At 49.4% G+C, this 23,062-nt stretch carries 17 protein-coding genes; 4 read left to right on the top strand and 13 right to left on the bottom strand.

The features are described 5' to 3' along the window. Positions 1-89: 89 nt before the first annotated feature. From DXA36_RS16515 to DXA36_RS16505, 3 genes are all read right to left on the bottom strand, one after another. The gene (locus DXA36_RS16515) at positions 90-1,505 is read right to left on the bottom strand and encodes a glutamate synthase-related protein (RefSeq protein ID WP_118680600.1); all 1,416 of its coding nucleotides are present in this window, start codon (positions 1,503-1,505) and stop codon (positions 90-92) included. Between the two features lie 52 nt (positions 1,506-1,557). Beyond that, a complete protein-coding gene (locus tag DXA36_RS16510) occupies positions 1,558-2,598 on the bottom strand; it encodes a hypothetical protein (RefSeq protein ID WP_207666363.1) in 1,041 nt (346 codons plus the stop codon). A 187-nt stretch (positions 2,599-2,785) separates the two neighbouring features. Continuing rightward, positions 2,786-3,646 carry a GNAT family N-acetyltransferase gene (locus DXA36_RS16505; protein WP_147366609.1) on the bottom strand — a complete coding sequence of 287 codons (861 nt, stop codon included), beginning with the start codon at positions 3,644-3,646 and terminating at the stop codon, positions 2,786-2,788. Positions 3,647-3,879: 233 nt separating this feature from the next. Between DXA36_RS16505 and DXA36_RS16500 the strand changes: the two genes are divergently transcribed. The 3 genes from DXA36_RS16500 to DXA36_RS16490 all read left to right on the top strand — a co-directional run bounded on the left by DXA36_RS16500 (position 3,880) and on the right by DXA36_RS16490 (position 9,263). Next, positions 3,880-5,658, top strand: coding sequence for an LTA synthase family protein (locus tag DXA36_RS16500; protein ID WP_118680584.1), 1,779 nt, complete (start codon positions 3,880-3,882; stop codon positions 5,656-5,658). A gap of 66 nt (positions 5,659-5,724) precedes the next feature. Further along, positions 5,725-8,499 (top strand): YfhO family protein, encoded by a 2,775-nt coding sequence (locus DXA36_RS16495; RefSeq protein ID WP_182479110.1) that lies wholly within the window; start codon positions 5,725-5,727, stop codon positions 8,497-8,499. Further along, complete coding sequence (locus DXA36_RS16490; RefSeq protein WP_118680582.1) at positions 8,496-9,263, top strand: heparan-alpha-glucosaminide N-acetyltransferase; 768 nt, start codon at positions 8,496-8,498, stop codon at positions 9,261-9,263. The genes DXA36_RS16495 and DXA36_RS16490 overlap by 4 nt, the downstream gene beginning before the upstream one ends. Here DXA36_RS16490 and DXA36_RS16485 read toward each other — a convergent pair. From DXA36_RS16485 to DXA36_RS16460, 6 genes are all read right to left on the bottom strand, one after another. Further along, on the bottom strand, positions 9,256-10,941 hold the full coding sequence (locus DXA36_RS16485) for a beta-L-arabinofuranosidase domain-containing protein (protein WP_182479109.1): 1,686 nt from the start codon (positions 10,939-10,941) through the stop codon (positions 9,256-9,258). The genes DXA36_RS16490 and DXA36_RS16485 overlap by 8 nt on opposite strands. A 110-nt stretch (positions 10,942-11,051) precedes the next feature. Then, entirely contained in the window at positions 11,052-12,818 is a 1,767-nt protein-coding gene (locus DXA36_RS16480) for an extracellular solute-binding protein (protein ID WP_182479108.1), read from the bottom strand. A 53-nt stretch (positions 12,819-12,871) separates the two neighbouring features. Continuing rightward, a complete protein-coding gene (locus tag DXA36_RS16475) occupies positions 12,872-13,768 on the bottom strand; it encodes a carbohydrate ABC transporter permease (protein WP_118680579.1) in 897 nt (298 codons plus the stop codon). Between the two features lie 16 nt (positions 13,769-13,784). Then, entirely contained in the window at positions 13,785-14,732 is a 948-nt protein-coding gene (locus DXA36_RS16470) for an ABC transporter permease (RefSeq protein WP_118680578.1), read from the bottom strand. Positions 14,733-14,876: 144 nt separating this feature from the next. Next, positions 14,877-16,676, bottom strand: coding sequence for a sensor histidine kinase (locus tag DXA36_RS16465; RefSeq protein WP_118680577.1), 1,800 nt, complete (start codon positions 16,674-16,676; stop codon positions 14,877-14,879). After that, positions 16,673-18,241 carry a response regulator transcription factor gene (locus DXA36_RS16460; protein ID WP_118680576.1) on the bottom strand — a complete coding sequence of 523 codons (1,569 nt, stop codon included), beginning with the start codon at positions 18,239-18,241 and terminating at the stop codon, positions 16,673-16,675. The genes DXA36_RS16465 and DXA36_RS16460 overlap by 4 nt, the downstream gene beginning before the upstream one ends. 149 nt (positions 18,242-18,390) lie before the next feature. On the opposite strand from DXA36_RS16460, the gene DXA36_RS16455 reads away from it, so the two are divergent. After that, positions 18,391-19,689, top strand: coding sequence for an FAD-dependent oxidoreductase (locus DXA36_RS16455; protein ID WP_118680575.1), 1,299 nt, complete (start codon positions 18,391-18,393; stop codon positions 19,687-19,689). Positions 19,690-19,844: 155 nt separating this feature from the next. Here DXA36_RS16455 and DXA36_RS16450 read toward each other — a convergent pair whose 3' ends face one another. From DXA36_RS16450 to DXA36_RS16435, 4 genes are all read right to left on the bottom strand, one after another. Then, positions 19,845-20,717: an RCC1 domain-containing protein gene (locus DXA36_RS16450; RefSeq protein ID WP_118680574.1), complete on the bottom strand. Its 873-nt coding sequence runs from the start codon at positions 20,715-20,717 to the stop codon at positions 19,845-19,847. Between the two features lie 116 nt (positions 20,718-20,833). Next, the gene (locus tag DXA36_RS16445) at positions 20,834-21,106 is read right to left on the bottom strand and encodes a PD-(D/E)XK nuclease domain-containing protein (protein WP_118680573.1); all 273 of its coding nucleotides are present in this window, start codon (positions 21,104-21,106) and stop codon (positions 20,834-20,836) included. Next, on the bottom strand, positions 21,024-21,251 hold the full coding sequence (locus DXA36_RS34255; RefSeq protein ID WP_118680572.1) for an AAA family ATPase: 228 nt from the start codon (positions 21,249-21,251) through the stop codon (positions 21,024-21,026). The genes DXA36_RS16445 and DXA36_RS34255 overlap by 83 nt, the downstream gene beginning before the upstream one ends. Before the next feature lie 295 nt (positions 21,252-21,546). Beyond that, a complete protein-coding gene (locus DXA36_RS16435; protein WP_118680571.1) occupies positions 21,547-22,995 on the bottom strand; it encodes a hypothetical protein in 1,449 nt (482 codons plus the stop codon). Between the last annotated feature and the right edge of the window lie 67 nt (positions 22,996-23,062).

Genomic DNA, 23,062 nt, shown 5'->3' with positions numbered 1-23,062 from the left:
ACAATCCGCTTGGGTGCAGATAAAAAAATTTGGCGTCCCCCGGCCCTGCTTCCCTGTGCGGGCAGCAGGCCGCACAGGGAAGCAGAGCGTTATGCGTGAGGGATATTGGTAAATTCCGAAATTTCCCGGCTGATGGTGCATAAATCACTCACGTTCAGATCATGCAGCCTTGCATGGCCGGTTATCCGGGCGAATGTTTTCAGATCCTCCAGGGATCCGTTCAGGTAATTGGCAACCCTGGCCGCCGCCGCATCCGTTTTCAGCCGCGCCCGGAGCGTTTCGTCCTGGGTGGCGATCCCGACCGGGCATTTTCCGGTGCCGCAGATCCGGTACTGCTGGCAGGCCGCCGCCATCAATGCCGCGGAAGCCACCGCAACGGCATCCGCTCCCATGGCAAGGGCTTTGGCAAAATCGGAGGATACCCGCAGGCCGCCCGTGATCACCAGGGAAATGTCCGACTTTACGCTGTCCAGATACTTTCTTGCCCGGTAAAGGGCATATACGGTGGGAACGCTGGTAGAATCCCGTACCAGCCTGGGGCTGGCTCCCGTCGCCCCGCCTCTTCCGTCGATGGTTATAAAATCCGGGCCTGCGAATACACAGTATTCCAAATCCCGTTCCAGCCGCCCGGCGGCAATCTTGATACCGACAGGCCGGCCGTCGGATTCCGCCCGCAGTTTATCCACCAGTGCTTTCAGATCCTCTCTGGTATCTATTCCCGGAAATCTGGAAGGGCTGATCACGTCCTCTCCCAAAGGTTTGTTCCGTATTGCCGCAATTTCCGGCGTCACCTTGCCGCCCGGCAGATGGCCGCCCATCCCCGGTTTGGTGCCCTGCCCGATTTTAATTTCCACCGCGTCGGCCCTGCGCAGGTTCTCCGGGGTCACGCTGTACAGGTTGGGCACATATTCAAAAATATATTTTTCCGCCGCTTCCCTTTCCTCGGGAAGGATCCCGCCTTCCCCGCTGCACATGGCGGTATGGGCCAGTGCGCTGCCTTTTGCCAGGGATACCTTGGCTTCCTTGGACAGGGCGCCAAAGGACATGTGGGATATGTATACCGGATGACTCAGGACCAGAGGCTTTTTGGCATTGGGGCCAATCACCGTAGTGGTGTCCACGTGCGCATGTTCCTCCAGCGGAGGCGGGTTCAGCTGTGCCCCCAGCAGGAGGATATCATCCCATCCCGGCATGGCCATCTGCGTTCCCATCGCCTCGATAATAGGTTTTCCCGTCATCGCCATTTCATGGATTTGTGCCATGTAACGCACATTTCCATCCTGCCGCCGGTATTCCTTCGGATAGGATAAATCCGGAACGCGTTCCTCCTGCGAAACGCGCTCCGGCTCCGCCCCGTTTTCTTTCTCCGCCCCGTTCTCTTCCGCCGGACGGAAGTTTTCCGTTTCCCGGCCGCAGACCGGACATCTTTCCAGCGTGGAAAACAGCTTTCCTTCCGTCTCTTCATCAAAAATGTAACCGCAGATTCCGCATTGGTATCTTGCCATACGTTTTACCCCCTGTTTTTTTATCATTTGCAGGCCCGGCATTACCGGGCCGTTACTTTTTCATCTGTTCCCTTACTTCCTCTATCCCCTGATCCTTATTTTCCAGCGGCTGGATCCACATATGGCTGTCGGGGTTCTGCACATCCTGGCAGATGGGCACCCTTCCCTCCAGATCTCTGCCCTCAAAGGTTTCAAATACACCGTCCTTTGCCTTCCCTTTCCATTCCTGGACATTTTTATCCGAATTCAGGGTGTTGATATACATTTCCCCGTCATAAAGGCCGTCTTTGAAATTTCCGATTACATTCTGGAAATAACGGCTGCCGGGCTCCGCTTTGCCCACATCCAGATCGTAACGCTCATGGCCTTCCCCGTTAGGCAGGTTATTCAGCCATGCGCCGTCGTAGCTGTGGCTGATAAAAACCGGATCCGTGCCGGCATCCTTTCCGTCACCGAAATACATTTTAATCCACATTCCCTGGCCGCTGCGGAAGCCGTCCTTCCATTCCCCGTAATAGTACTGATCCTCGCCATAGACGGCTATGCCGGTCCCCTCCGGGCGTCCTGCGCCGTTCCTTTCCCCATAATAATAGAAGTATGAGGCGCTTTTCAGGGAAGCCGACATGGCCCGGTAATGTGCCAGGCCGCTTAAATCCTCCACCGCCTCCACGTTGCCCTTTGACCAGTAATCCATCATTTCCGCAAGCATCTGGGCGTTTGTTTTCTTCACCACCGTAACCGCAGCATTCCCGCTGACCTGGGGCGTAACCGGACTGTCGGAACCCGATACCGTTCCCGGCGTCTGTGCGGAGGATGTTTCCAAAGGCTCTTCCGCCTCCAGCTCGATGGTTTCCTGTACTTCCACCGGTTCCTTGTCCGGCACGGCATGCATGCTTTCCCCGCCGGTCTCTGAGGCCGGCTCCTGGGTTTCTTCCGTGAGGGTTTCCGTGCTCTCCGCCGCCGTTTCCGCCGACGTTTCCTGTTCCGCCCTTTTCCCTCTGGCGCTCACTACGCACAGAACCAGGACTGCAATGATAAAAAGAAGCAGTGCAACTATCGGCACCAGCTCCCTGATTCGTTTATTATCTTTCATTCACCTGTTCTCCTGCCTTTATGCTGTCTCTGTCTGCAACGCTTCACAACTGTACAGACCAGTCCAAAGCGTTACCCTTATTTTATCATATTTACGACTGACGGCACAGTAAAGATTTTCTTAATTCTCCAAGCCGCACTTCCTCTGTTGTGAAAAAGCTACAGGGTTACGCCTGTTCTGTTAATAGTTACTTCTGTACATATACCTCCGCCCAGGCGGGAAGGAATCCGGCACGGACGGCCACATTCCTGGATACTCCGTGGGATTCGCTGGTTCCGTAAAAAGGGATTTTTCCCCGCCGCAGGATTTCCTTTTTTAAAAGGGAAACCAAACCGGAAGCCAGTCCCATCCCCTCGCAGGAGGGAAGCACATCAATCCCTATCTGCCACAAAAGCGGGCTGTCCTCACTGGCTCCCGCCACCGCGACGGTTTTGCCGTCCAGTACCGCTGCCGCGGCGATTTTATCCGGCATCAGCTCCGAACCGCAGATCGCATGGCGGAACGCCGTTCCTTCCTTCCAGCCGGCGATCTCGTCCTGTTCAAACCAGCGCACCTCAACCGAAGGGGTGAGCGGAGCCTCCTCCTCCCCTCCCGGCAGGAAATAAATATGGGTGTCCGCAATACGACGCCGGTAACGCCCCAGCTGCTGATCCAGCCGGCGCAAATTGGAAAACCGGCAGAACCATTCCGGCCGGATCCCGCCCTCCCCGTACTCCCGGCAGCACCAGTCGTATATGGCGTCGTCTGCCAGAAGGTAACCCTTCCCGCAAAATAAAATGGCCCGGAAAAATAAATCCATCCCCTGGTATACCCGTGCCCGGGAAACAATTCCGTAGTCCTTTCCGGTGAAAGCCTTTTCCCGGTACGCCTCCATATAGTCCCGCATCAGATAGCCGTAGGAAATATCCGTCATAAAATCCTGTTCCGGCATTTCCGGTTTCCTCCCGATCAAATAGCCCTGCCCCGTTCCGGCACAGTCCGGGGAAAGCGCGCAGTCCATCAGAAACTGGGCCTGCGTCCGTCTTAGTATCTCCTTATCCATCCGCATGATACACACTCCAATCTTTTGCCGGCTGTTCCGCAGTCCGTATGCAGACATGCAGAACAAATATCCGTTTGTTTTTGATTGTTTTTTTATAATTTTCTTTCCATTTTATGAATTATTCCCCGCTTCTCTTGACAGTTTTCACCGGTCTGACTAGAATGTAACAAGAATATGGGGGAAAGTGCTTTTTATTATATATCAATTTACGTCCTGCGCAAAGGACAACGAGGTGTAACATGAAATTTCTTAAAAAAATAAAGGACAGCAGGCTGAACCTTCTTCTGATGCTGCTGTATCCGGTTGTAACCTTTTATCTTCTGGAGTGGTTTACCCATAATCCCTGGAAAACCATGAAGGCAACTCCCCAGGTTTTGAACATCATCATGTTTGAACTTATCGCCCTGCTGCTGTTTGCCGCAATCGGCAGGCTGCATGTGGCGCTTATGGCAGAGACGCTTTTTTTCTTCCTGTATGGGCTTGTGAATTATTTTGTGCTGAATTTCCGTTCCGTACCCATCCAGCCCTGGGATCTTTTTTCCATCCGCACTGCCGCTAGCGTGGCGGACAATTACGAATATTCCCTGGATAAACAGGCGCTGCTGGTGGTGATCGGTTTCCTGGTACTTCTGTTGCTGGAATTTTTCTGCCGCTTTACGCTGAAAAAGGGCACCTGGAAATTCCGTATTCCCACTGCCGCCGTTATCTGCGGTATGCTGATTGCCTTCGGCGCCATGTTCCATTCCGACGAAATCGTACAGCAGAAGCTCCGTCTGTATGACAAGCTGTTCACTCCCACCACGATCAGCTTTAAAAACGGCACCGCCCTGGCTTTTGTCATGGAGCTGCGCTATATTTCCGTCGACAAGCCCGCGGGTTATAATGCGGACACGGCCAAGGAAGAACTTGAGGCCTACGCCGCGCCGGAGGAAACGCCGGAAAAAACACCCAATATTATTGTAATCATGAACGAAGCGTTTTCCGACCCGTCTGTGCTGGCGGACTTTCAGACAAATGAGGACTACATGCCCTTCACGCACAGCCTGATGGACGGTGCGGATAATACCATATCCGGCTGGCTGAATGTTTCGGTCCTCGGCGGAAATACTGCAAATACGGAGTTTGAATATCTCACCGGAAATACCATGGCCTTTCTTCCGGCGGGCAGCATTCCCTATCAGCAGTATATCACCGGGGAAACGCCGTCCATGGCTTCCCATCTGGCTTCCCTCGGTTATAAAACGGTAGCCATGCATCCGTATAAAGCCACCGGCTGGGACAGGGATAAGGTCTATCCTTTCCTGGGCTTCCAGGAAGCCTATTTTCTTCCGGACTACAAAAACCCGATCCTTGTGAGGGATTATGTCAGCGATAAATCGGACTATGATAAGATCATAGAAAGCTATGAGCAGAAAGAAGAGGGACAGCCGCTCTTTTTATTCAACGTGACGATGCAGAACCATTCCTCTTATACGGAAAGCTTTGCCAATTTCCAGCCGGATATCAAGGTGGAGGGGACCGAATCCGCTGCCCTCAATAATTACCTGTCCCTGATGAAGCTCTCCGATGAAGCACTGCAGGATCTCATCGCCTATTTTGAAGGACAGGACGAGGAAACTATCATTGTCTTTTTCGGAGATCACCAGCCGACCAATTCCGTGGTGGAACCGGTCTGGAAGCTTAACGGCAAGCGTAATTCCACCCTGACGGAGGAAGAGGTATCGCGCCGTTACAAGGTGCCCTTCCTTATCTGGGCCAACTATGAAATCGATGAGGAACAGGATGTGGAAACCAGCGCCAACTACCTCGGCACAAAAACTCTGGAAGCTGCGGGTCTTCCCATGCCTGCGTACTTCAGCTATCTTGCCGCTTTCTCCCAGGAGGTTCCCGTCATATCCGCAAACCATGTGGATCTTCAGGACGGCACCTTTACCAACGCGGAGGATCAGGAAAGCCTGCTGTCGCAATATAAAGGCTACCAGTATTATCAGCTGTTCGATTCCAGCACGCGTAAATAACGGTCACGCCCAAACGGGGGACACGGACCGGCCACACAAACAATGCCCCGGAGGTATAAAGACAAAATGAAATTTGTGCATAACATTACGGCGGGCCGGCAGGCCCGGAAAAACGAATCCCATCCTGCTTCCGTCCCGCCTTCCTTGCTTTCCCGTATCCGCAGTAACTGGGTCTGCCTGCTTTCCTTCGCCATTCCGTTTCTGATCATGCTCACTATTTTCATCATTAACGGTATTTTCCCTTTCGGCGACGAAAGCTTTATGCATTCCGACATGTACCATCAATATGTCCCCTTTCTTTCGGAGATGCTGAGCAAGCTGCGGAACAATGAAAGCCTTGGCTACTCCTGGAATGTGGGGGTGGGAACCAATTTCCTGGCTCTGTATGCTTATTATATGGCAAGCCCCTTCAACTGGCTTGTTGTGCTGTTCCCGGATCAGTACCTGATAGAATTCATGTCCTATCTGGTCATCCTCAAAATCGGCTTCTGCGGTTTTACCTTCGCCTGGTATCTTACCAGACATTTTAAAACCCGGAGCGTGGCTGTGGTCCCCTTCGCCGTATTTTATGCCATGTCCGGCTATCTTGCCGCCTACAACTGGAATGTCATGTGGCTGGACTGCATTTTCCTTTTCCCGCTGATAGCCCTGGGGCTGGAAAAACTGGTAACGGAAGGAAAATATAAGCTGTACTGCATCAGCTTAGGGCTGTGCATCCTGTCCAACTACTATATATCCATTATGGTCTGCATCTTCCTGGTTCTGTATTTCCTGGTACTGCTGCTGACCAAATGCCATACCTTCCGCCATATCGGGAAGGCTATTCTGCGTTTTGCCTTATTTTCCGCTTTGGCAGGAGGAATGGCCGCCATTCTGCTCATTCCGGAGTATTCGGCGCTGCATCTGACCAAATTCAGCGATATCAATTTCCCTTCCAAGCTGACCTTTTATTTTTCCACCATCGATATGCTGGCACGGCATTGTATGGACGTGGCTGTGGAAACGGGGTTGGATCACTGGCCGAATATCTACTGCGGCGTGGCGGTTTTCCTTCTGGTCCCCCTTTATATAGCCAACGGGAAAATTTCCCTGCGGGATAAGGCGCTGCGTATCGGCCTTCTGGCTTTTATGCTGGTGAGCTTTTCCGCCAATATGCTGAATTTCATATGGCACGGCATGAATTATCCGGACTCCCTGCCCTGCAGACAGTCCTTTATGTACATTTTCCTGCTGCTCACCCTCTGCTGCGAAGCGATCCTGCGCATCCGGGAGTGCTCCTACAAAGCGCTGGGAGTCAGTTTCTGCCTTTCCCTGGGTTTTGTCCTCCTGTGCGAAAAGCTCATCGACAACGAAGAAGCCTTTCCTGTGGAAACCTTCCTGCTCACGGCCGCATTTTTATGCCTATATGGGATTTTCCTCTATTATTATAAGAAAAGGAATTTCAGCCTGAAGCTGCTGGCCGTCCTCACACTGCTGGCCGTGACGACGGAAGCCTCCGTCAATATGTACCAGACCAGCGTATCCGTAACCAGCCGCAGCAAATATCTGGAAAACCATGACAATTACCGGACGCTGGTGGAACGGATCCAGGAACAGGATCCGGACTTTTACCGGTTTGAAAAATTCAGCCGGGTGACCAAAAATGACGGCACCATGATCGGCTATCCCACGGCTTCTTTATTCTCTTCCACGGCAAACGGCCATGTGGAGGAGTTCTACGAAAAACTGGGGATGAGCCACAGCAAGGTATTCTACTGCTTTGACGGCGCGACGCCCTTTACCTCTTCCCTTCTTTCGGTGCGGTATATGTTCTCCAAATCCTCCCAGGAGGATCCGAACCTGTATACGCTGATTGACAGTGAAGGGGATATCTACCTGTATGAATGTAAATACACTCTCCCTCTGGGCTTTATGGTAAGCAACCATCCCGGGTTCAATACCTCCTCCGGCAACTCCCAGACAGCTTCCGGGGAAAACGGGGATGGCACAGCCGCGCAGCCAAACGAGACGGAAACGGAAAACGGGGGAATGCTGGATGAATTTCTGGGGAATATAGAAGATACCCAGACCGATGTCCTGGAAAAGGTGCTGGACCGGGAGGGCAGCAATCCGGTGGAAACCCAGAACCTGATGGTACGGGCGCTGGGACTGGACGAAGCGCTGTTCACCGGTGTGGGCACCCAGGAGGACGGCAGCGCCACCACCATAACCGTGGAGCAGAGCGGCCACTATTATGCTTATGTAAACAACGGCAAGGTGGATACCCTGAAAATGGAATCGGAATCCCTTTCCAAATCCTTTACCAAACTGAAATACCGCTATATCTGTGATTTGGGCTGGCATGACGAAGGGGACGTAATCTCTCTGCATTCCGAGGACAGCAGTTCGTTAAGCCTTTCCGCTTACCGCCTGGACGAAACGGTTATGGCCCGGGCCATCGATATCCTGAGCCAGGAAACCATGACGGTGGACTCCTTTGATTCCACACATATCAAAGGCCATATTGATGTAAGCCAGACCGGAGAGCTGCTCCTCAGCGTCCCCTATGAACCGGGCTGGAAGATACGGGTGGATGGGGAAGAGGTACAGGCCGGGCTGTTTGATGATACCTTTATCAGCCTGTCCCTGGAACCGGGCGCGCATACGATTGAAATGCACTATTCCCCCACCGGATTTGCCCTTGGAATCGTTATCAGTCTGCTCAGCCTGGCCGCATTTATCCTTATTGTCGTGTTGGAAAGACGGCGCAGGCTGCGGCTTCCCGGCAGCGGCGCACCGGCCGGCCAAGCTATGGCACAGCCTGACATACCGTCTTTGAAAAATGGAAAGGGACAGGAATGAGCGCAAAAAAAGTGCGTACCCGTTATTCGCTTCTGGATCTGGTGAGGGGGCTGACGCTTCTGAGCATGATCGCCTATCACGGAGCTTATGATTTGTCTTATCTGTTTCATATAAAAATACCCTGGTTCCGCGAGGAACCGGGGTATCTGTGGCAGCAGAGCATCTGCTGGACCTTTATCTGTTTATCCGGCATGTGCTTCTGCCTGGGGCGCCGTCCGGTAAAAAGAGGGCTTATTCTCAGCGGCTGCGGCCTGCTCATCACCCTGGCAACCGCAGCTATCATGCCGGATTCCCTGGTTATCATGGGGATCTTAAGCTTTTTCGGCCTTGCCACGCTCATTACCGCCGTCCTGCAGCCCGTCCTGCGTCGGATTCCGGCTTTCCCGGGGCTTGCGGCAAGCTTTCTTCTTTTTCTGCTCACCCGTGAAATTTCCTCCGGCTATCTTGGTTTTGAGGGGCTGCGGCTGGCTGCGCTCCCCCGCTTTTTGTACCAGGGGCGGCTGATGATGGTTCTCGGTTTTCCTTACGATGGCTTTTATTCCACGGATTATTTTCCCCTGTTCCCCTGGATCTTCCTGTTCTTCACCGGATATTTTATCTGGAAGCTTCTGACGGCGGTAAACGGTGCTTTCACCGCCATGCTGTCCAGGCCGAAATGCAGGCCGCTGGAGCTTCTCGGGAAATATACGCTGCCGGTTTATATGCTGCACCAGCCGGTATTGATGGCGGTCTTTTCCGTGATCGACTGGATCGGGGTCATTTAGCGGCGGAAGGGGACGTATGGAAAATATATACGGCCTCTCCGTTATCCTCCATCCGGCCTACTACCGCAGGCTGCGTTTCCCCGATCCTGGCTGCCAGCAAATCAGGCCCCTGGCGCAGAATGCAGCCTTTTTTCTCCGCTTCCTGTCCCGGATGTGTTTTATGAAAGCATCTGTCTTCCAGGTATACAGGGCAGAAGGCTTCCCAAAGATATACCGCCGGTTCTTTCCCGATTGGCAGGTACAGCATATTTGCTTCTATTCTTACGGGAAGCGGAGTTCCTCCCTCATCATACAGGGTGGACGGCCCGGCCCAGTCCGGGATACGGACGGCTATTTCCACCGGGTGTTCCGTTCCTGTATTTTCTGCCGTTCCTGTATTTTCTGCCTTCCCCATAATCCGCCATCTCTTCAGACCGCCGGATGTCCCGATCTCTTCCACGCTGACAAACACCTCTTCATTCTGCGCTTCAAAATCAAACAAAAAAGGAATGAAATAAGAGCCGTCCTTCTTTTTTTGTTTCATTACCACATACTTTTTCAGGTTCTGTAATGCCATCGCTCCGTGGAAGTCGCAGCACCACAGCGCCTCTTCTTCATATTTCCCATAGCCTGCCACTCCGTACTCATCATAGAGTACCCGTCTATGGCCGAATCCGCCCGTTTCACACTGATTGATCCGAAACTGGTTATAAAGCACACGTTCTGCCATATCCAGATATTTCACCTCACCTGTCAATTCATAACATAATAAATTGACCCTGATCCAATCTGCCTGGGAACAACCTTCATCCCGGTGAAATCCAGGCACTCCTTTTTCCAGCAGCCCGCCGCTTGGCGTTACGTATCCGCCTTCCACCAGATCCGTCCAGTTTTTCTCCGCCATGGAAAGCCATCGCTTTTCACCGCTTTCTTTGTAAATCAGCAAAAGGCTGTAAACGCAGCAGAGATATCCGTGCGTATGTTCAAAGGGCAGCCGGTCAAACCCGTATTTCTCTCTGAAATCCGCCATATTTCTTGCCTGACCCAGGTATTTATCTTCCCCCGTGACTTCATAAAGCCTTACCAGCCCCTCCATACCCGGAAAATAACAGGTGGCATACCCCGCGGCATAGGTGCCCGTGGCATGGTATTCCTCCACCCGGAGGGGTGATGCAAGCTCTTCTCTGGTATTGATATAAAAATCCCCCAGCTTTTTGGCACAGGCAAGCATTTGTTCATCCTGAAAGGCCAGATAGGCTTCTATCAGGCCGGGAAACATTCTGCTGCTCCCCCACAGAATCGGCATCATCCGGGGAACCGGAGGCTGTGTACCGTCCGGCATAGGCTGTTCATAATCAATAGGCCCGCTCCAGTCAACCGGAATACCGAAATGCCCCGCATCCCTCTGGTTTTCCGGAATCTTTTCCAACATAAAGGAAAGAGCCGGATGGTAATCCTTACTCCCGTTTCCTGCAAGCGACATGATCTCCAGAAACCGTCCGGATATATCCCCGCTGTAATTCGTGAACCAGCGCTTTTGATTAAAATCAAGATCCGCTATCAGAAACAATTCATTGAATTCCGGTCCCCGGAGCCTGCTCAAAACCCTCTGCTCCATTTCCCCTATTCTGCCCTTCAGTCTGGTCCTGCCCGCATCTTCCCTGTCCGCAGAACCAAATAATACCTTATATTTTTTCATAATTATCCCCTTGCTTCCCAACGGTAACCACATCAGCCGGTGAGGCCGAAAACCTGTGGTTTTCAGCCCCTTCCTTTTTATTAATCTGTTTATCCGTTCCTTTGCCTGTTTTACTGAAATTGTTTTTCCATTTCCTTCGCTTTTGCAAACTGCTCCTGCACCTGGGTCAGTGCTTTTTCATATCCCATTGCCAGTATATCGGTGATCATTTTCTGTTTTTGTGTTTCAAAGGCCGCCTCATCCTCGCAGGTTATGATTTTGGCAATATTGGCCTGGAAATATTCATCCGCCTTAGAGAAAATCTTAACCGCTTCATCCGATACAGGCTCCATCAGCTTTCCGGTTATCCGATTGGTATCCAGCGCTTTCATCTTCCCGTCCTCTACCAGCTGTACATAGGCTTCTCCGGGATATTGTGCCTTACCTGCGCTATAGTAATCTGAAAAATCTTTATCTGCAGCCGATACGCTAAGCATGGTATATTCCTTTGCGTTCGTCAAATCATAGGGATATCCGTCCGCCGCGGGATTGATAGCCTGGGTAGAACACATCCAGGCATATTTGCCGATTCCCTGGGGGCTTGTTTTTTCCGCATAATCCTTTTCTTTTGTATTGTTGCTAATAAAGTTGTCAAGACGCTTTCCTGTCAGTTCCGGTTTCCCGTCCACAACATCCCAGTCTTCCCCCTGTATCCCTGTGCGTACCAATCTGGATCCTTCATCGGAGTTCAGGTATTCCAGCAGTTCCATGGCTTTTTCCGGATATTTACAGTTGGCGCTGATGCAGATAGCATTCGTGGTGGTATAGCCCAGTCTGCTTTCCAGCGGATAGATACCTGCAATATAAGGGAACGCTCCGGGCAGTACATACATTCCTGCATTTTCGCCGCATATTGCCAGATCCGGCGTATCCCAGTTCGCGGCGGCTACCAGTACCTCACCATTAGCGACCTTGGAATGGTACTGCGCATTTTTCATGGTAAAGGCTTCGGGATCCATGATTCCCATACGGTAGGCTTTGTTAAAAAATGCCAGGCTCTTCCAGAAAATACCGTCCTCCTTAGTAAACATATCCTCCAGTTCACCGGTTACATGGCTGAACAGCTGGTTGTTATCCAGGTTTTCATAACCGAAGCTGAACGGATAGGAAATTTTATAAGGCCAAAGGCCCCAGTCCGTCCATCCCGACAAGGCGTAAACCTTCTTTCCGTCCTCCGTTTCCGGATGGGCATCCACCATCTGCTTCAGCACATTCAGATAATCATCCTCCGAAGCGATTTCCGGGCAGCCAAGCTCCTTATAGTAATCCCATCTTGTAAAGAAACTTACAAATCCGTTTTTCTTGGGATTTTCCTTATCAGTCACTTCAATGGCAACGGGAAGGACATAGGTCTGGCCGCCGCCCAGGACATCCTTTGACCATTTCAGGCCGTCCGGAAGCTTGGTTTTAATATTTTCCCCGTTATTTTCCAGCCAGGAGTCCATGGGATATAAAGCTCCGGCGTCAATCAGGCTCTTTGCCATAGTAGGCGCTTCATGAAGTTCTATAATATCCGGCAGATCCCCTCCTGCCGCCATAACCTTCAGCTTATCATTGGTTACCATGGTACATTCCAGCACGATTCCCAGTTCTTCTTTGATTTTACGTCCGATAGCATCATCGATGGAAATGCAGTCATTTCCCACCTCTCCCATAACCGTGAGAGTAATAACTTCCTCCCCGTCATCCGCTTCTTCTCCGGCTTTGGCACTCTCTGCCTGCGCAGCCGTCCCGGCACCGCCGGTTTCCGTTTCCTTCGAACAGGCGCCCAGGCCTGCCAGCATTGCCGTACACACAAGAACTGCCGTTGTTTTCTTCCATAATTTTGTTTTTCTCATTATTGCTCTTACCTCCCAATCCCATTCTCTGGTTCTTTTATACCTGAAGGGTTTCATCCCTTAACAGCCCCCAGCATTACTCCTTTTACAAAATACTTCTGTAAAAAAGGATAGACCAGCATCACCGGCAGAACCGCCACCACCGTGGTAGCCATCCGCAGGCTTTCCGCCGACACGGTTACCGTTCCCGGGGACATAATCGCCCCGTTTTTCATACTGTCCGCAATCCTCTGCGCGTCATTAATGCAATTGTACAATATCAGCTGCACCGTCTGCAGCTTTGGATTCGTCACCAGCAGATAGTTATCCTGCCAGGAATTCCATGCCCCCACAGCCGCATAAACCGCAACCGTCGCTATAATCGGTTTACTGAGAGGCATGATGATACTCGCATAGGTCCTCAGGAAACCGGCTCCGTCCATTTCCGCCGATTCCTCCAGGGAAGGCGGTATCTGCTCGATAAATGTCTTAATCAGAATCACATAGAAGGCGTTGATTATTCCCGGAATGATATAGAGAAAATAGGTATCCTTCAGGTGATAGGCCTTCATGGTTATGTAGTAAGGTATCAGACCGGCCCCGATATACATCGTAATCACCACAAACCGGTATACAAATTTTCTTCCTATCATATCCCTTTTGGTGACCAGGTACGCAAACAGGGAGGAGCCAAGAATACAAAGCCCTGTATTGATAATGGTCCTGGATGCCGATATCAGGAAGGCGTGCCCGAAATCCGTCTTTTCAAATATTCTCTGATATATGGAGAAGGTAAAACCTTTCGGCAACAGATATATGCCCTTGGCAGCCAGCGTCGGATCGGACAGAGAATAAATAATCAGATAATAAAAAGGATAGACGCACAGGATGACGAACAGCGTTACCAAACAATAAATAACAATCTGCAGAATACGTTCCGAGAGAGAGACTTTAATCTTATTCTTACTCATGGCAAATTCACGCTCCTTATACGATGGATTCTCCCCTGACCTTTTTGGACAGCATATTTGCTGTAAACAAAAGCACAATACTTATCAGTGATTTCAGCATTCCCAGCGTAATCGAATAAGGATAATCGTTGATCAGGAATCCGACTTTATATACATAATAATCAAGGACCTCTATCTTATCCGCCACTACGGAATTGTAAAACATAAAATACTGGTCAAATCCGTTTGACAGGATATTGCTGACTCCCAGAAGGAACATGACCACATAGGTGGGCATAATTCCCGGTATGGTAATATGCCATATCGTTTTAAGCTTATTGGCCCCGTCCACACGCGCCGCGTCAAATAACTCACCGTCTATCCCCACAATTGCAGCGATATAAATAATTGCCGACCAGCCAAGCGTTTTCCAGATATTCAGGAACCATTGGAAGAGCCATACGTAATCCGGATTTCCCATAATCCCCGCGCCCGCTATATCGATTCCAAATTTCTTCAGTACCATATTGACAAACCCATTCATGGAGAAAAAAGAAAAGGCAATCCCATACACAATGATCCAGCTGATGAAATTAGGAAGCGTTGTGGCTGTCTGGACAAACTTCTTAAAATATTTTCCCTTCAACTCATTGATCATGATGGCGAACAACACGGGAAACGGTGTTGCCAGAAGCGTGAGCGCGCTCATTACAAGCGTGTTGCGCAGGACCCGGAGCACCTCCGAATGTTCGGCAAATAATTTTCTGAAATTATCCAGACCGATAAACGTAAGATTGCCGAAATCCAGGAACTGCTGGCCCATTTTGTAATCAAACACGGTGTAAATCCAACCGATGAGCGGCACGTAATTCATAGCGAATACATACAGCAGAAATGGTACTGCAATCAGCAGATATTTATACCCCCTTACTTTTTTCCTCCCCAGCCGTTCCACCAGGGTTTTCCGTATCTTTATATCCGGCATGTGGTAACCCCCTTTCGATAAAACAAGAATAATAAAAACCGGAGGAATGCTCAATAAACATTCTTCCGATTTTTACAAAAATCATATCAGATTTCCGGTGCCCCGGCGGTGTTCTGGTAAAATCTGTGGATTTATACAAAAATATTACGGCTTATCGAAAGCAAGCCGCATGGTTACGCAAAAGCCCCTCTCCTTTATACTGTCTATTTCAAGGCCGTAGCCAGGCCCGTACAACAGCTGGATCCTCTGATGTACATTGGAAATCCCTATATGATTGGTTTCCCGGCTTTCATTAAGGCTCTCATGGAGGCTTTCTCTTAATTGTACCAGTTTTGTTTCTTCCAGCCCCTCACCGTTATCCGAAATACGCAGAAGGAGATCCCCTTCTTCCCGCCAGCCGGAGATGGTTATTACCGTAATTTCCTCCTTTTCCGAAACCCCATATAGAAAAGCATTCTCCGCAATCGGCTGAAGGACAAACTTGGGGATTTCAGCTCCATACAACTCTTCCTTTATGTCAATTTGCAAAGCAACCTTCTCCCCGTACCGGTAATTCATGATTTTCCCAAAGCTTATTATATAATTTTTTTCGTTTTCCAGGCTCCAGAAGGTACGGTTATCCCTGTACAGTGGCTGGAGCAAATCTCCCAGGGCGCTGGTACAGTCCACGATGCTGTCCTCACCCTTCATAATTGCCATCCACTTTATCGTATTTAAGGTATTGTATAAAAAATGGGGATTCATCTGGGATTTCAGCATTTTAATCTCCATCTCCCGTTTGTTTTCCTCCATCCTTGTGTTTTCTTCCACAAGCTGCCTGATCTTCTGTGACATCTGATTAAACTGGCTGACCAGCAGACCTATCTCATCCCTGCCCTTGGTCTTCTGCACAAGAGTAATTCCCAGCATCCCGTTTTCCATACATTTCATGGCCTCCACAGTATCCGAAAGGGGGCGGGTAATATACCGTACCCAGAATACTGTAAAAAATATGGATAAGGCCGCCACTGCAATTACCGCAATGCGGAAAACAATCTGGATATCCTTGATATCTTTCAGGATAACGGAAAGCGGTGTTTCATTCACCATTGTCCAGCCGTTCAGATGAAGGGGGTAGCAGAGAATCTGCTGGTTTCCTTCTTCAAAGGTATAAGGCCCTTCACTTTTGCTGCGGATATATTGTTTATCCTTCTCTTTCCCAATGACGGCCTTGTCCAAATGGGAAACCGTTTTTCCCCTTTCATCAATGATGTATGTCGTGCTCAGCTGGATGTTTTCCTTATCTGGGGAATTATAAATATCAGTGAAATAATCCAGATTAATGTTAATCACCAGCCAGGCGGTATGGGACCCCCAGTAAACCGGGCGGCAGGCGGTGATGTAATTGATTTTTTTCCGCCCTTCATTCTGCAGGGCCTTAATTTTGAAATCACCGTTTGTATAGCCGCCGTACCATTTCACTCCGTTCCCTGCACCATAGCCGTTGTCCGCAATCTGCTCCTCATAGAATCTTCCCCTGGAATCCCTGCTGTTCATCAGAATATTCTGTTCCTTATCCGCGATCAGAGTCAGGTCCTCGGAATTATAGAAACAAATGGATTCCACATAGGTATATTCTGTAAAAACCTTTTCCATCTCCCGGAACAGATCCGCCTTTAAAATTACTTCCCGGCTGTTCTCCTCCCCCACGCCGAATACCAAATCCGTAAGGGCCGTTTCACTGATGAGCCTTCTTGAAATCAACTCCACTTCCTTGCCAAGCATATCAATGTTGTGCTCCAGCTGGCTGAAATTCTGTATTTTTTCCGAGTCTGTCTTTTCTTTCAGGGAATCCCTCACACTGGCGTAGATATAGAGAAAGCTGCCCGAGATAATCACCAGGAAGCTGACGGAAAGCGCCAGGATCATTTTGGTAAATACACTTCGGTAAACCGGTATTTTCATATTTTTGTCCTTTTCCGGAAAGAGCTTGGAAGCCTGCCTGTAATCTTTTTAAAAGTCTTGCTGAAATAGCTGTCATCCGCAAAACCTGTGATCTCCGCCACCTCATGCGTTTTTAAATCCGTTTCCAGCAGAAGCTCCTTCGCCTTTATCACCCGTTTTTCCGTAATATAATCCACAAAGCTGATATGCAGCTCCTTTTTAAACAGGCTGCTCAGATAATTGGGACTCAGCCCGATGTGGCCGGCCACCTGGTTCAATGTCAGTTTTCCGCTTAAATGCTCCTCTATGTACCGGACCGCTTCGTAAATCTCCACGCTCAGTTCATTCCGTCGTTCGAAACCTTCCCGGCAGCAAGTCACAACCGTCTGCACCGCGTCAGGGAAGGTAGTGCTCTCCCGGATCTGCCCTGCTGCCTTTTGCAGCATTTCTTCGCTGAAATCCTGCTGCTTTTCCTTACACCGGTACAGGAAATGAAGCAGCGCATCATCCGCATTTTCTTTCGTTAATTCTTCCTCCGAGGCATAAGAAGTGAGCTGCTTCATAAGTCCGTCCAGCTGCGCACCGCAAAAGGGAGTGAAAGGGAGGAACTGCCTGCCGGCTTCCCGGACTGCCTGCAGCTCCAGCCCTTCGGAGGCATCCCGCATGCCATAGGGAAACAGGATGCCTTTTTCCAGGTATGCATGTTTCATAGCCCTGCAGCATTCCTGGTACATTTCGGGAAGCCTGTCCCAGGATCCATAGACTCTGCTGATCCCCCAGATCACATGGGAATCCAGATAACCGGAAAGGATGCGGGACACCTCCTGCAGCACATATTTTAATTCCTGGCATTTCTCTCCCGCAGTATTATCCACGTTAATCAGGAGGAGATAGCAGTCCTCCTTCTCCTGAATAATTTCTCCTTCCCCGTATCTCTTTATGATTTCTCCTGCCATATTCATGATCAAAAACCGGATCAGCATTCCCTGTGCATCTGATATCTTAGTTTGTACTTTCTCATATTTTCCCAGCATCATCCGGCACATGACAATATCCTTTTCACGGACACCCAAATGCAGGCCGCCAATACGTGCCCGGAAAATATCAATAGGTATCTGATGGTAAAAGATATATTGTTTAAAGATATCCTCCTTCTGGCCTGTTCTTTCACCGGCCGCACTTCCCGATCCGCCCCTGCTTTCGTCCAATTCCCTTTTCAGCTTTTCCATAGCCTTCTCAATTTCGGCAGGCTTCATTTTCAGCTTGGATATATAATCGGACACTCCCATCCGCATGGCTTCCTGCAGATACACAAATTCCTCATAACAGGTTAATATGACGATTTTTGTTTTCTCATCCGTTTCCCGGATTCTGGCAATCATTTCAAGTCCGTCCATCACCGGCATCTTAATATCTGTCAAAATAATATCCGGTCTGTCTTTCTCATAAATTTCCAGCGCAGCTCTCCCGTTGGCAGCATCACCGATGATCTCCATCCCCAGTTTTCCCCAGCTAATAACACTTTTAAGGCCGCCTCTGACAAGAACCTCATCCTCCACGATCAACACTTTATATTTATCACCCAAAGCTCACCCCTCCGTCCTGCAGCGATTCCCCTAAACCGCTGCTTTTAATTACTGGATAGTGTAACACAGAAAACATCCGCAAACAATTGCTTGACAGAAACTCCTTTAGACAGCAGAATATATATTACTATTTTAAGGAGGGGGAACAGATGGAAACAATTACCTTTACACGGGAGATACCTGTCACAAAACAGGTGGACGTCTTTATTGCCGGAGGAGGGCCTGCGGGTATTGCCGCAGCCGTAACGGCTTCCAGGATGGGAGCGCGGGTCTTTCTTGCTGAAAAAGGACAGTGTCTTGGAGGGGCGGCAACGCTTGCAGGGGTTCCTGCCTTCATGCGTTTTTCCGACGGTGTACATTTTCTGGCGGGTGGTATCGGACGGGAGGTTTTCGATGCGATGTATGGCCCGGATACGGACGATACTGCTGTGGAATATCCTGTTTATACGGAAAAACTGAAACTGTTTTATGACAGACTTGTCTCGGAAAGCGGCTGCGAATTGTTATTCGATACACAGTTTATGGATGTCCAGGCCGACAGAGGGAGGATTCACTGCGTCATTCTTAAAGGACATGAAAACCTCTTTGCTGTCAAAGCGCACACCTATATAGACTGCACAGGAGACGGTACTCTGGCTGTAAAAGCAGGCGCCAGGTGGGAAAAGGGAGACAGTCAGGGACGTATGATGCCGGCTACCCTATGCACACTCTGGAATGGGATTGACTGGAACCGCGCCATCGCCGAATTGGGAAAGGATCCGGATGCCAGAATGCTGGATCAGGCTTTTCGTGACGGGGTATTTACCCTTCCCGATCCGTCCCTGCCCGGGATGTGGAAGCTTCGAGGCAGTTTGGGCGGGGGGAATATCGGACATGTATTCGGCATAGACGGTACGGACGAAGAACAGCTTACCAAAGGAATCCTGGATGCCCGCAGGAGAATGACGGAATACGTTACTTATTACACCCATTATCTGGAAGGCTATGAAAAAGCGGACGCCATTTCCTCCGCCTCCGTATTAGGGATCCGGGAGACAAGGCGTATTCTCGGCGAATATGTCCTCTCGGTTGCCGATTACGAAAAACATGCCGTCTTTTCCGACGAAATAGGGCGCTACTGCTATCCCATTGATTTACATGCCGTCACACCGTTTGCTGCAAAGACCGCATTCGATGAAGCGTATCAAAAAGGGTATGGAAAAGGAAACAGCTATGGAATACCCTATCGCTGCCTGCTGCCCCAAAATACCGACAATCTGCTTGTTGCCGGCAGATGTATCAGCACCACCCGGGAAATGAACGGTTCCACACGGGTCATGCCCTGCTGTTTTATTACCGGAATGGCCGCCGGCGCGGCAGGGGCACTGGCCGGAAAGGGATCCCTGCGGAAGCTTCCTGCGGATACGCTGCGTAATGCCCTCCGGGAGCAGGGGGCCTACCTGCCGTAACAAGTAACATACTTTTTGGTGTAGGTATCCTAAGTTCGAAGCCCCGTTGCTTGCAGCGGGGTTTTTGCCTGTACCATCGGCAAGGGTAGCCGGCCCTGCTGTCTCCTCATACAGATTATGTTCATTTGGCCAAGAGACTCTTCTTCCGTAAAATTTCACCATCTATATTCCTTTTTATTCCATTCACTATAAGCATAACAATGGAGCTTTCCCTGTCCATTCACATAGAAATGAAAATCTGTTATGCCTGTTTTTATCATTTCGGGCAGTGTTGAAACACAGTCAGAAATAGTTGGATAACCATTTCCTGATTTACCGTTTCCAATTTGCCCACAGCTGTTATCTCCCCACAAATATAATACTCCATCCCGTGTAATCGCCGCAGAATTATAGCTGCTAACAGCTATTGAAACAACATTATCCATAACATGGACAGGTGTATTGGAATAGGAATCAGGAGAGGAAAAGTTGTTTACCCATTCTTTTTTATTGCCTAACTGACCATTCATATTATCCCCAATTGCCCATACGCTTCCATCTTCCTTTAAAACGATTATATGTGCTTGCCCAAGAGCTGCAAAACTTACATTTTCCAGAATTTTTACCGGTTCTGGGATAGAATTATATGCATAACGGCTATTATCATTAAATCTGATATCCTGTCCAAGCTGCCCTCTATGGTTCAGGCCAACGCCAAAAAGTTCATTATCTTCTGTAATATATATGAGAGTTTCACCGTTAAAGTCAATATGCTTTACATGCTCTGCTATTATCAATGGTTCATATTCTTTTGATAAGTCATCAACTTCTCCCGTACCAAGCTGTCCAAGATTATTGACCCCGGAACCATATAGTATGCCATCTTTTATTTCATACTTGTTCATTACCCTATCTATTTCTGTAACAAATACATTAGGAGATACGTTTATATCTTCTTCCCGGGTTTCTTTTTTGTCAGGTTCTCCCATGCATGAAATAAAAAAAAGGGAACTTAATAAAAGGAAAAATAACAGCCAATATTTACGCATTAAAATCCTCCCTTACGCAAATAAGATTTCTCAATTTTTCACAGCACCCCTTAGCGGGCGTTCATATTACAAATAATCAGCCACCCCTAATTCAAATCTTCACTCTTCCACAGAACTTATTTGCATAAAACTCTGCAAAGCTTCTTATAAAATGAAATCCCATACTTAATGAAGTGACGGTATCCTTCCAATCTCAGCTTTGCATCGTATTGCTTCTCTTCCATCTGTTCCAGCGCCGCTTTTGCTTTCTCTTCTAATTGAGCATAGGTTTCTGCCACCTTAATCTCAATAATAATAGCAATTCCCTCATAAGGCGCGGACAGCAGCAGGAGATCGCTTCTTCCAAGGCCGCTCTCCCGGTTTGATTTGATAGTATAACCTTCCATCATTTTCAGAAGCCCGCCCAGAAATCCATGATAATAAACTTCTGTTATTCAACAGTTCTTTCACGAATCCGGTTTTATCCACGTAATAATAGTTGTTCTCTATAAGTTCCTTAAAGTCTTCAATCCCAATTGGCAACGGACAATTCATGTAATTACCTCTCTATCCCCACTACCGGACAGACTCAAATATCTGCCTGAATTTTTATCTGGTTTTCCATCTTTATTGATAGATTCTTCTTAGAAACGCAAACTTCGGAGGGCCATTTGGCACCTGCGAAGTTTGCGTTAGAAATCCTAATTTATTATACCTTTTCTAATATCATTTAGCAATCTGCTATATAAAATAGGGTGTAGATAAAAAAGCGGTTTTTGGAATATTCCAGGAAACAGTTCAGACAAGTTTGAACCGTTTCCGTTCCAGAAACCGCTTTTTAACATATTTTCTAATTTTTACCCATGGGATTCTCTGCCGTTTCCTGCTCCAGCAGCTGCGTCTGTGTACAGCGCACGCTTCCGTACTCCGCAAAAACACCTACCGTTCCTGTCCCGATTTCATAACATCTGCTGGTCAGTGCCACATCGTCCACATATACCAGCATGATATTCCCGCTGACCACCAGCGTTATTTCCGCTTTGTTTTTATGGAAGGTGACGGGCCTCTCATCCTGATAGGACTGATCGCCGTCCACACGGTTATAGCGGTCCATCAGGATTTTTCCATGGCGGACCTCCAGACGGAGCTGGCACCATTTTTCCAGCGCGGCGTCCGCATGGATCATCAGGCCCACCGCTTCCGTTCCTTCTTTCCAGGAAATGGTTGTACGAAAAAGGCAGGTCTCCTCCAGGCTGCCTAACGCGGCCCAGCCGAAGCCGTCAGGCACATCACCGGTAATTCCTTCCGGATCCTCCCTGAAGCTTCCCTGCATCGGCACTGTTTCTATAGGCAGAGCCTTGCCGAAAGACTTCCGGATGGTTTCCGGCAGCCGGACTCCCAGCCGGCCGTCTTTCCGGGGTACAAGCTCGTGTACCAGCAGATTGCCTCCCCAAAGATGCCTTCCGCTGTCCCGGCAGTCCTCCCGGATGGATTCCCAGCCGACCATATAACGTTTGTTTCCGTCTGTTACGGACTTCGCCGCATAGAATTCCCGGCCGTCGAACATATCGTCCTGTTCCGGTACCTCCCAGGGGCCGTCAAAGCTGTCCGCCACACGGTATCTGGTCTCCCACCAGCGGGAGTAATTGGAAAAGGTCAAATACCATTTATCCCCCATGCGGAAGCAGTCATGGCATTCGTGGGTAATAAAAGTACGGGGTGCATAAAGCGTCTTGTAATGCTCCCAGTTTCTTACATCCTCCGATACATAAACGGCGGTACAGCCGGTCCGCAGACAGGCGCCCTCTTTCTGGGTTGCCGTAATCAGCATACAGAATTTCCCCAGCTCTTCATTCCAGATCACATGGGGATCTCTCCAGTGCAGGTTTCCGTAATATCTGGTGTCGGGCCGGAAATAAAAGTCCGTATCCTTTTCCCAATGTTTTAAATCCCTGCTTGTGGCCCGCATGACCACCTGCTCGTTTTTGCCGTCCACATCCTGGTTGCCTTCGCAGAAGCCGGTATAATGGAAGAGGAACAGGCCGTCATGGGCAAATATACTTCCTGTTCCGATGTGCCAGTCCTGGTCATCGGGCGATCCATTCCGCAGAACCAGAAAGGGCTGTCCAAAGCTTACAAAATCCGTTGTTTCCACCGCATAGACACAGTATTTATACAAGTAAAACAGATAGTAGGTCCCCTGCCAGTAAAAGGGCATGAAGTCTCCGCACATCTCGCCATGGGGCATTCCCGGATATTGCTTTTCCGGCGTGTAAAATATATTGTAATTTCCTTTCATATCGCAAGCCTTCCCGGATGATAATCCTTTTTTTATCCGGGCGGGGTGTCGTATAAAAACCAGCCGC

The sequence above is a fragment of the Eisenbergiella sp. OF01-20 genome, from assembly GCF_003478085.1.
Classification (GTDB): Bacteria; Bacillota; Clostridia; order Lachnospirales; family Lachnospiraceae; genus Eisenbergiella.
This window is presented reverse-complemented; position numbering and strand designations above follow the sequence as displayed.

What these genes read in the sequence shown, in the direction of transcription:
- DXA36_RS16515 (WP_118680600.1), bottom strand. Translation starts at nt 1,505, where the DNA reads ATGGCAAGATACCAATGCGGAATCTGCGGTTACATTTTTGATGAAGAG.
- DXA36_RS16510 (WP_207666363.1), bottom strand. Translation starts at nt 2,598, where the DNA reads ATGAAAGATAATAAACGAATCAGGGAGCTGGTGCCGATAGTTGCACTG.
- DXA36_RS16505 (WP_147366609.1), bottom strand. Translation starts at nt 3,646, where the DNA reads ATGCGGATGGATAAGGAGATACTAAGACGGACGCAGGCCCAGTTTCTG.
- DXA36_RS16500 (WP_118680584.1), top strand. Translation starts at nt 3,880, where the DNA reads ATGAAATTTCTTAAAAAAATAAAGGACAGCAGGCTGAACCTTCTTCTG.
- DXA36_RS16495 (WP_182479110.1), top strand. Translation starts at nt 5,725, where the DNA reads ATGAAATTTGTGCATAACATTACGGCGGGCCGGCAGGCCCGGAAAAAC.
- DXA36_RS16490 (WP_118680582.1), top strand. Translation starts at nt 8,496, where the DNA reads ATGAGCGCAAAAAAAGTGCGTACCCGTTATTCGCTTCTGGATCTGGTG.
- DXA36_RS16485 (WP_182479109.1), bottom strand. Translation starts at nt 10,941, where the DNA reads ATGAAAAAATATAAGGTATTATTTGGTTCTGCGGACAGGGAAGATGCG.
- DXA36_RS16480 (WP_182479108.1), bottom strand. Translation starts at nt 12,818, where the DNA reads ATGAGAAAAACAAAATTATGGAAGAAAACAACGGCAGTTCTTGTGTGT.
- DXA36_RS16475 (WP_118680579.1), bottom strand. Translation starts at nt 13,768, where the DNA reads ATGAGTAAGAATAAGATTAAAGTCTCTCTCTCGGAACGTATTCTGCAG.
- DXA36_RS16470 (WP_118680578.1), bottom strand. Translation starts at nt 14,732, where the DNA reads ATGCCGGATATAAAGATACGGAAAACCCTGGTGGAACGGCTGGGGAGG.
- DXA36_RS16465 (WP_118680577.1), bottom strand. Translation starts at nt 16,676, where the DNA reads ATGAAAATACCGGTTTACCGAAGTGTATTTACCAAAATGATCCTGGCG.
- DXA36_RS16455 (WP_118680575.1), top strand. Translation starts at nt 18,391, where the DNA reads ATGGAAACAATTACCTTTACACGGGAGATACCTGTCACAAAACAGGTG.
- DXA36_RS16450 (WP_118680574.1), bottom strand. Translation starts at nt 20,717, where the DNA reads ATGCGTAAATATTGGCTGTTATTTTTCCTTTTATTAAGTTCCCTTTTT.
- DXA36_RS16445 (WP_118680573.1), bottom strand. Translation starts at nt 21,106, where the DNA reads ATGATGGAAGGTTATACTATCAAATCAAACCGGGAGAGCGGCCTTGGA.
- DXA36_RS34255 (WP_118680572.1), bottom strand. Translation starts at nt 21,251, where the DNA reads ATGAATTGTCCGTTGCCAATTGGGATTGAAGACTTTAAGGAACTTATA.
- DXA36_RS16435 (WP_118680571.1), bottom strand. Translation starts at nt 22,995, where the DNA reads ATGAAAGGAAATTACAATATATTTTACACGCCGGAAAAGCAATATCCG.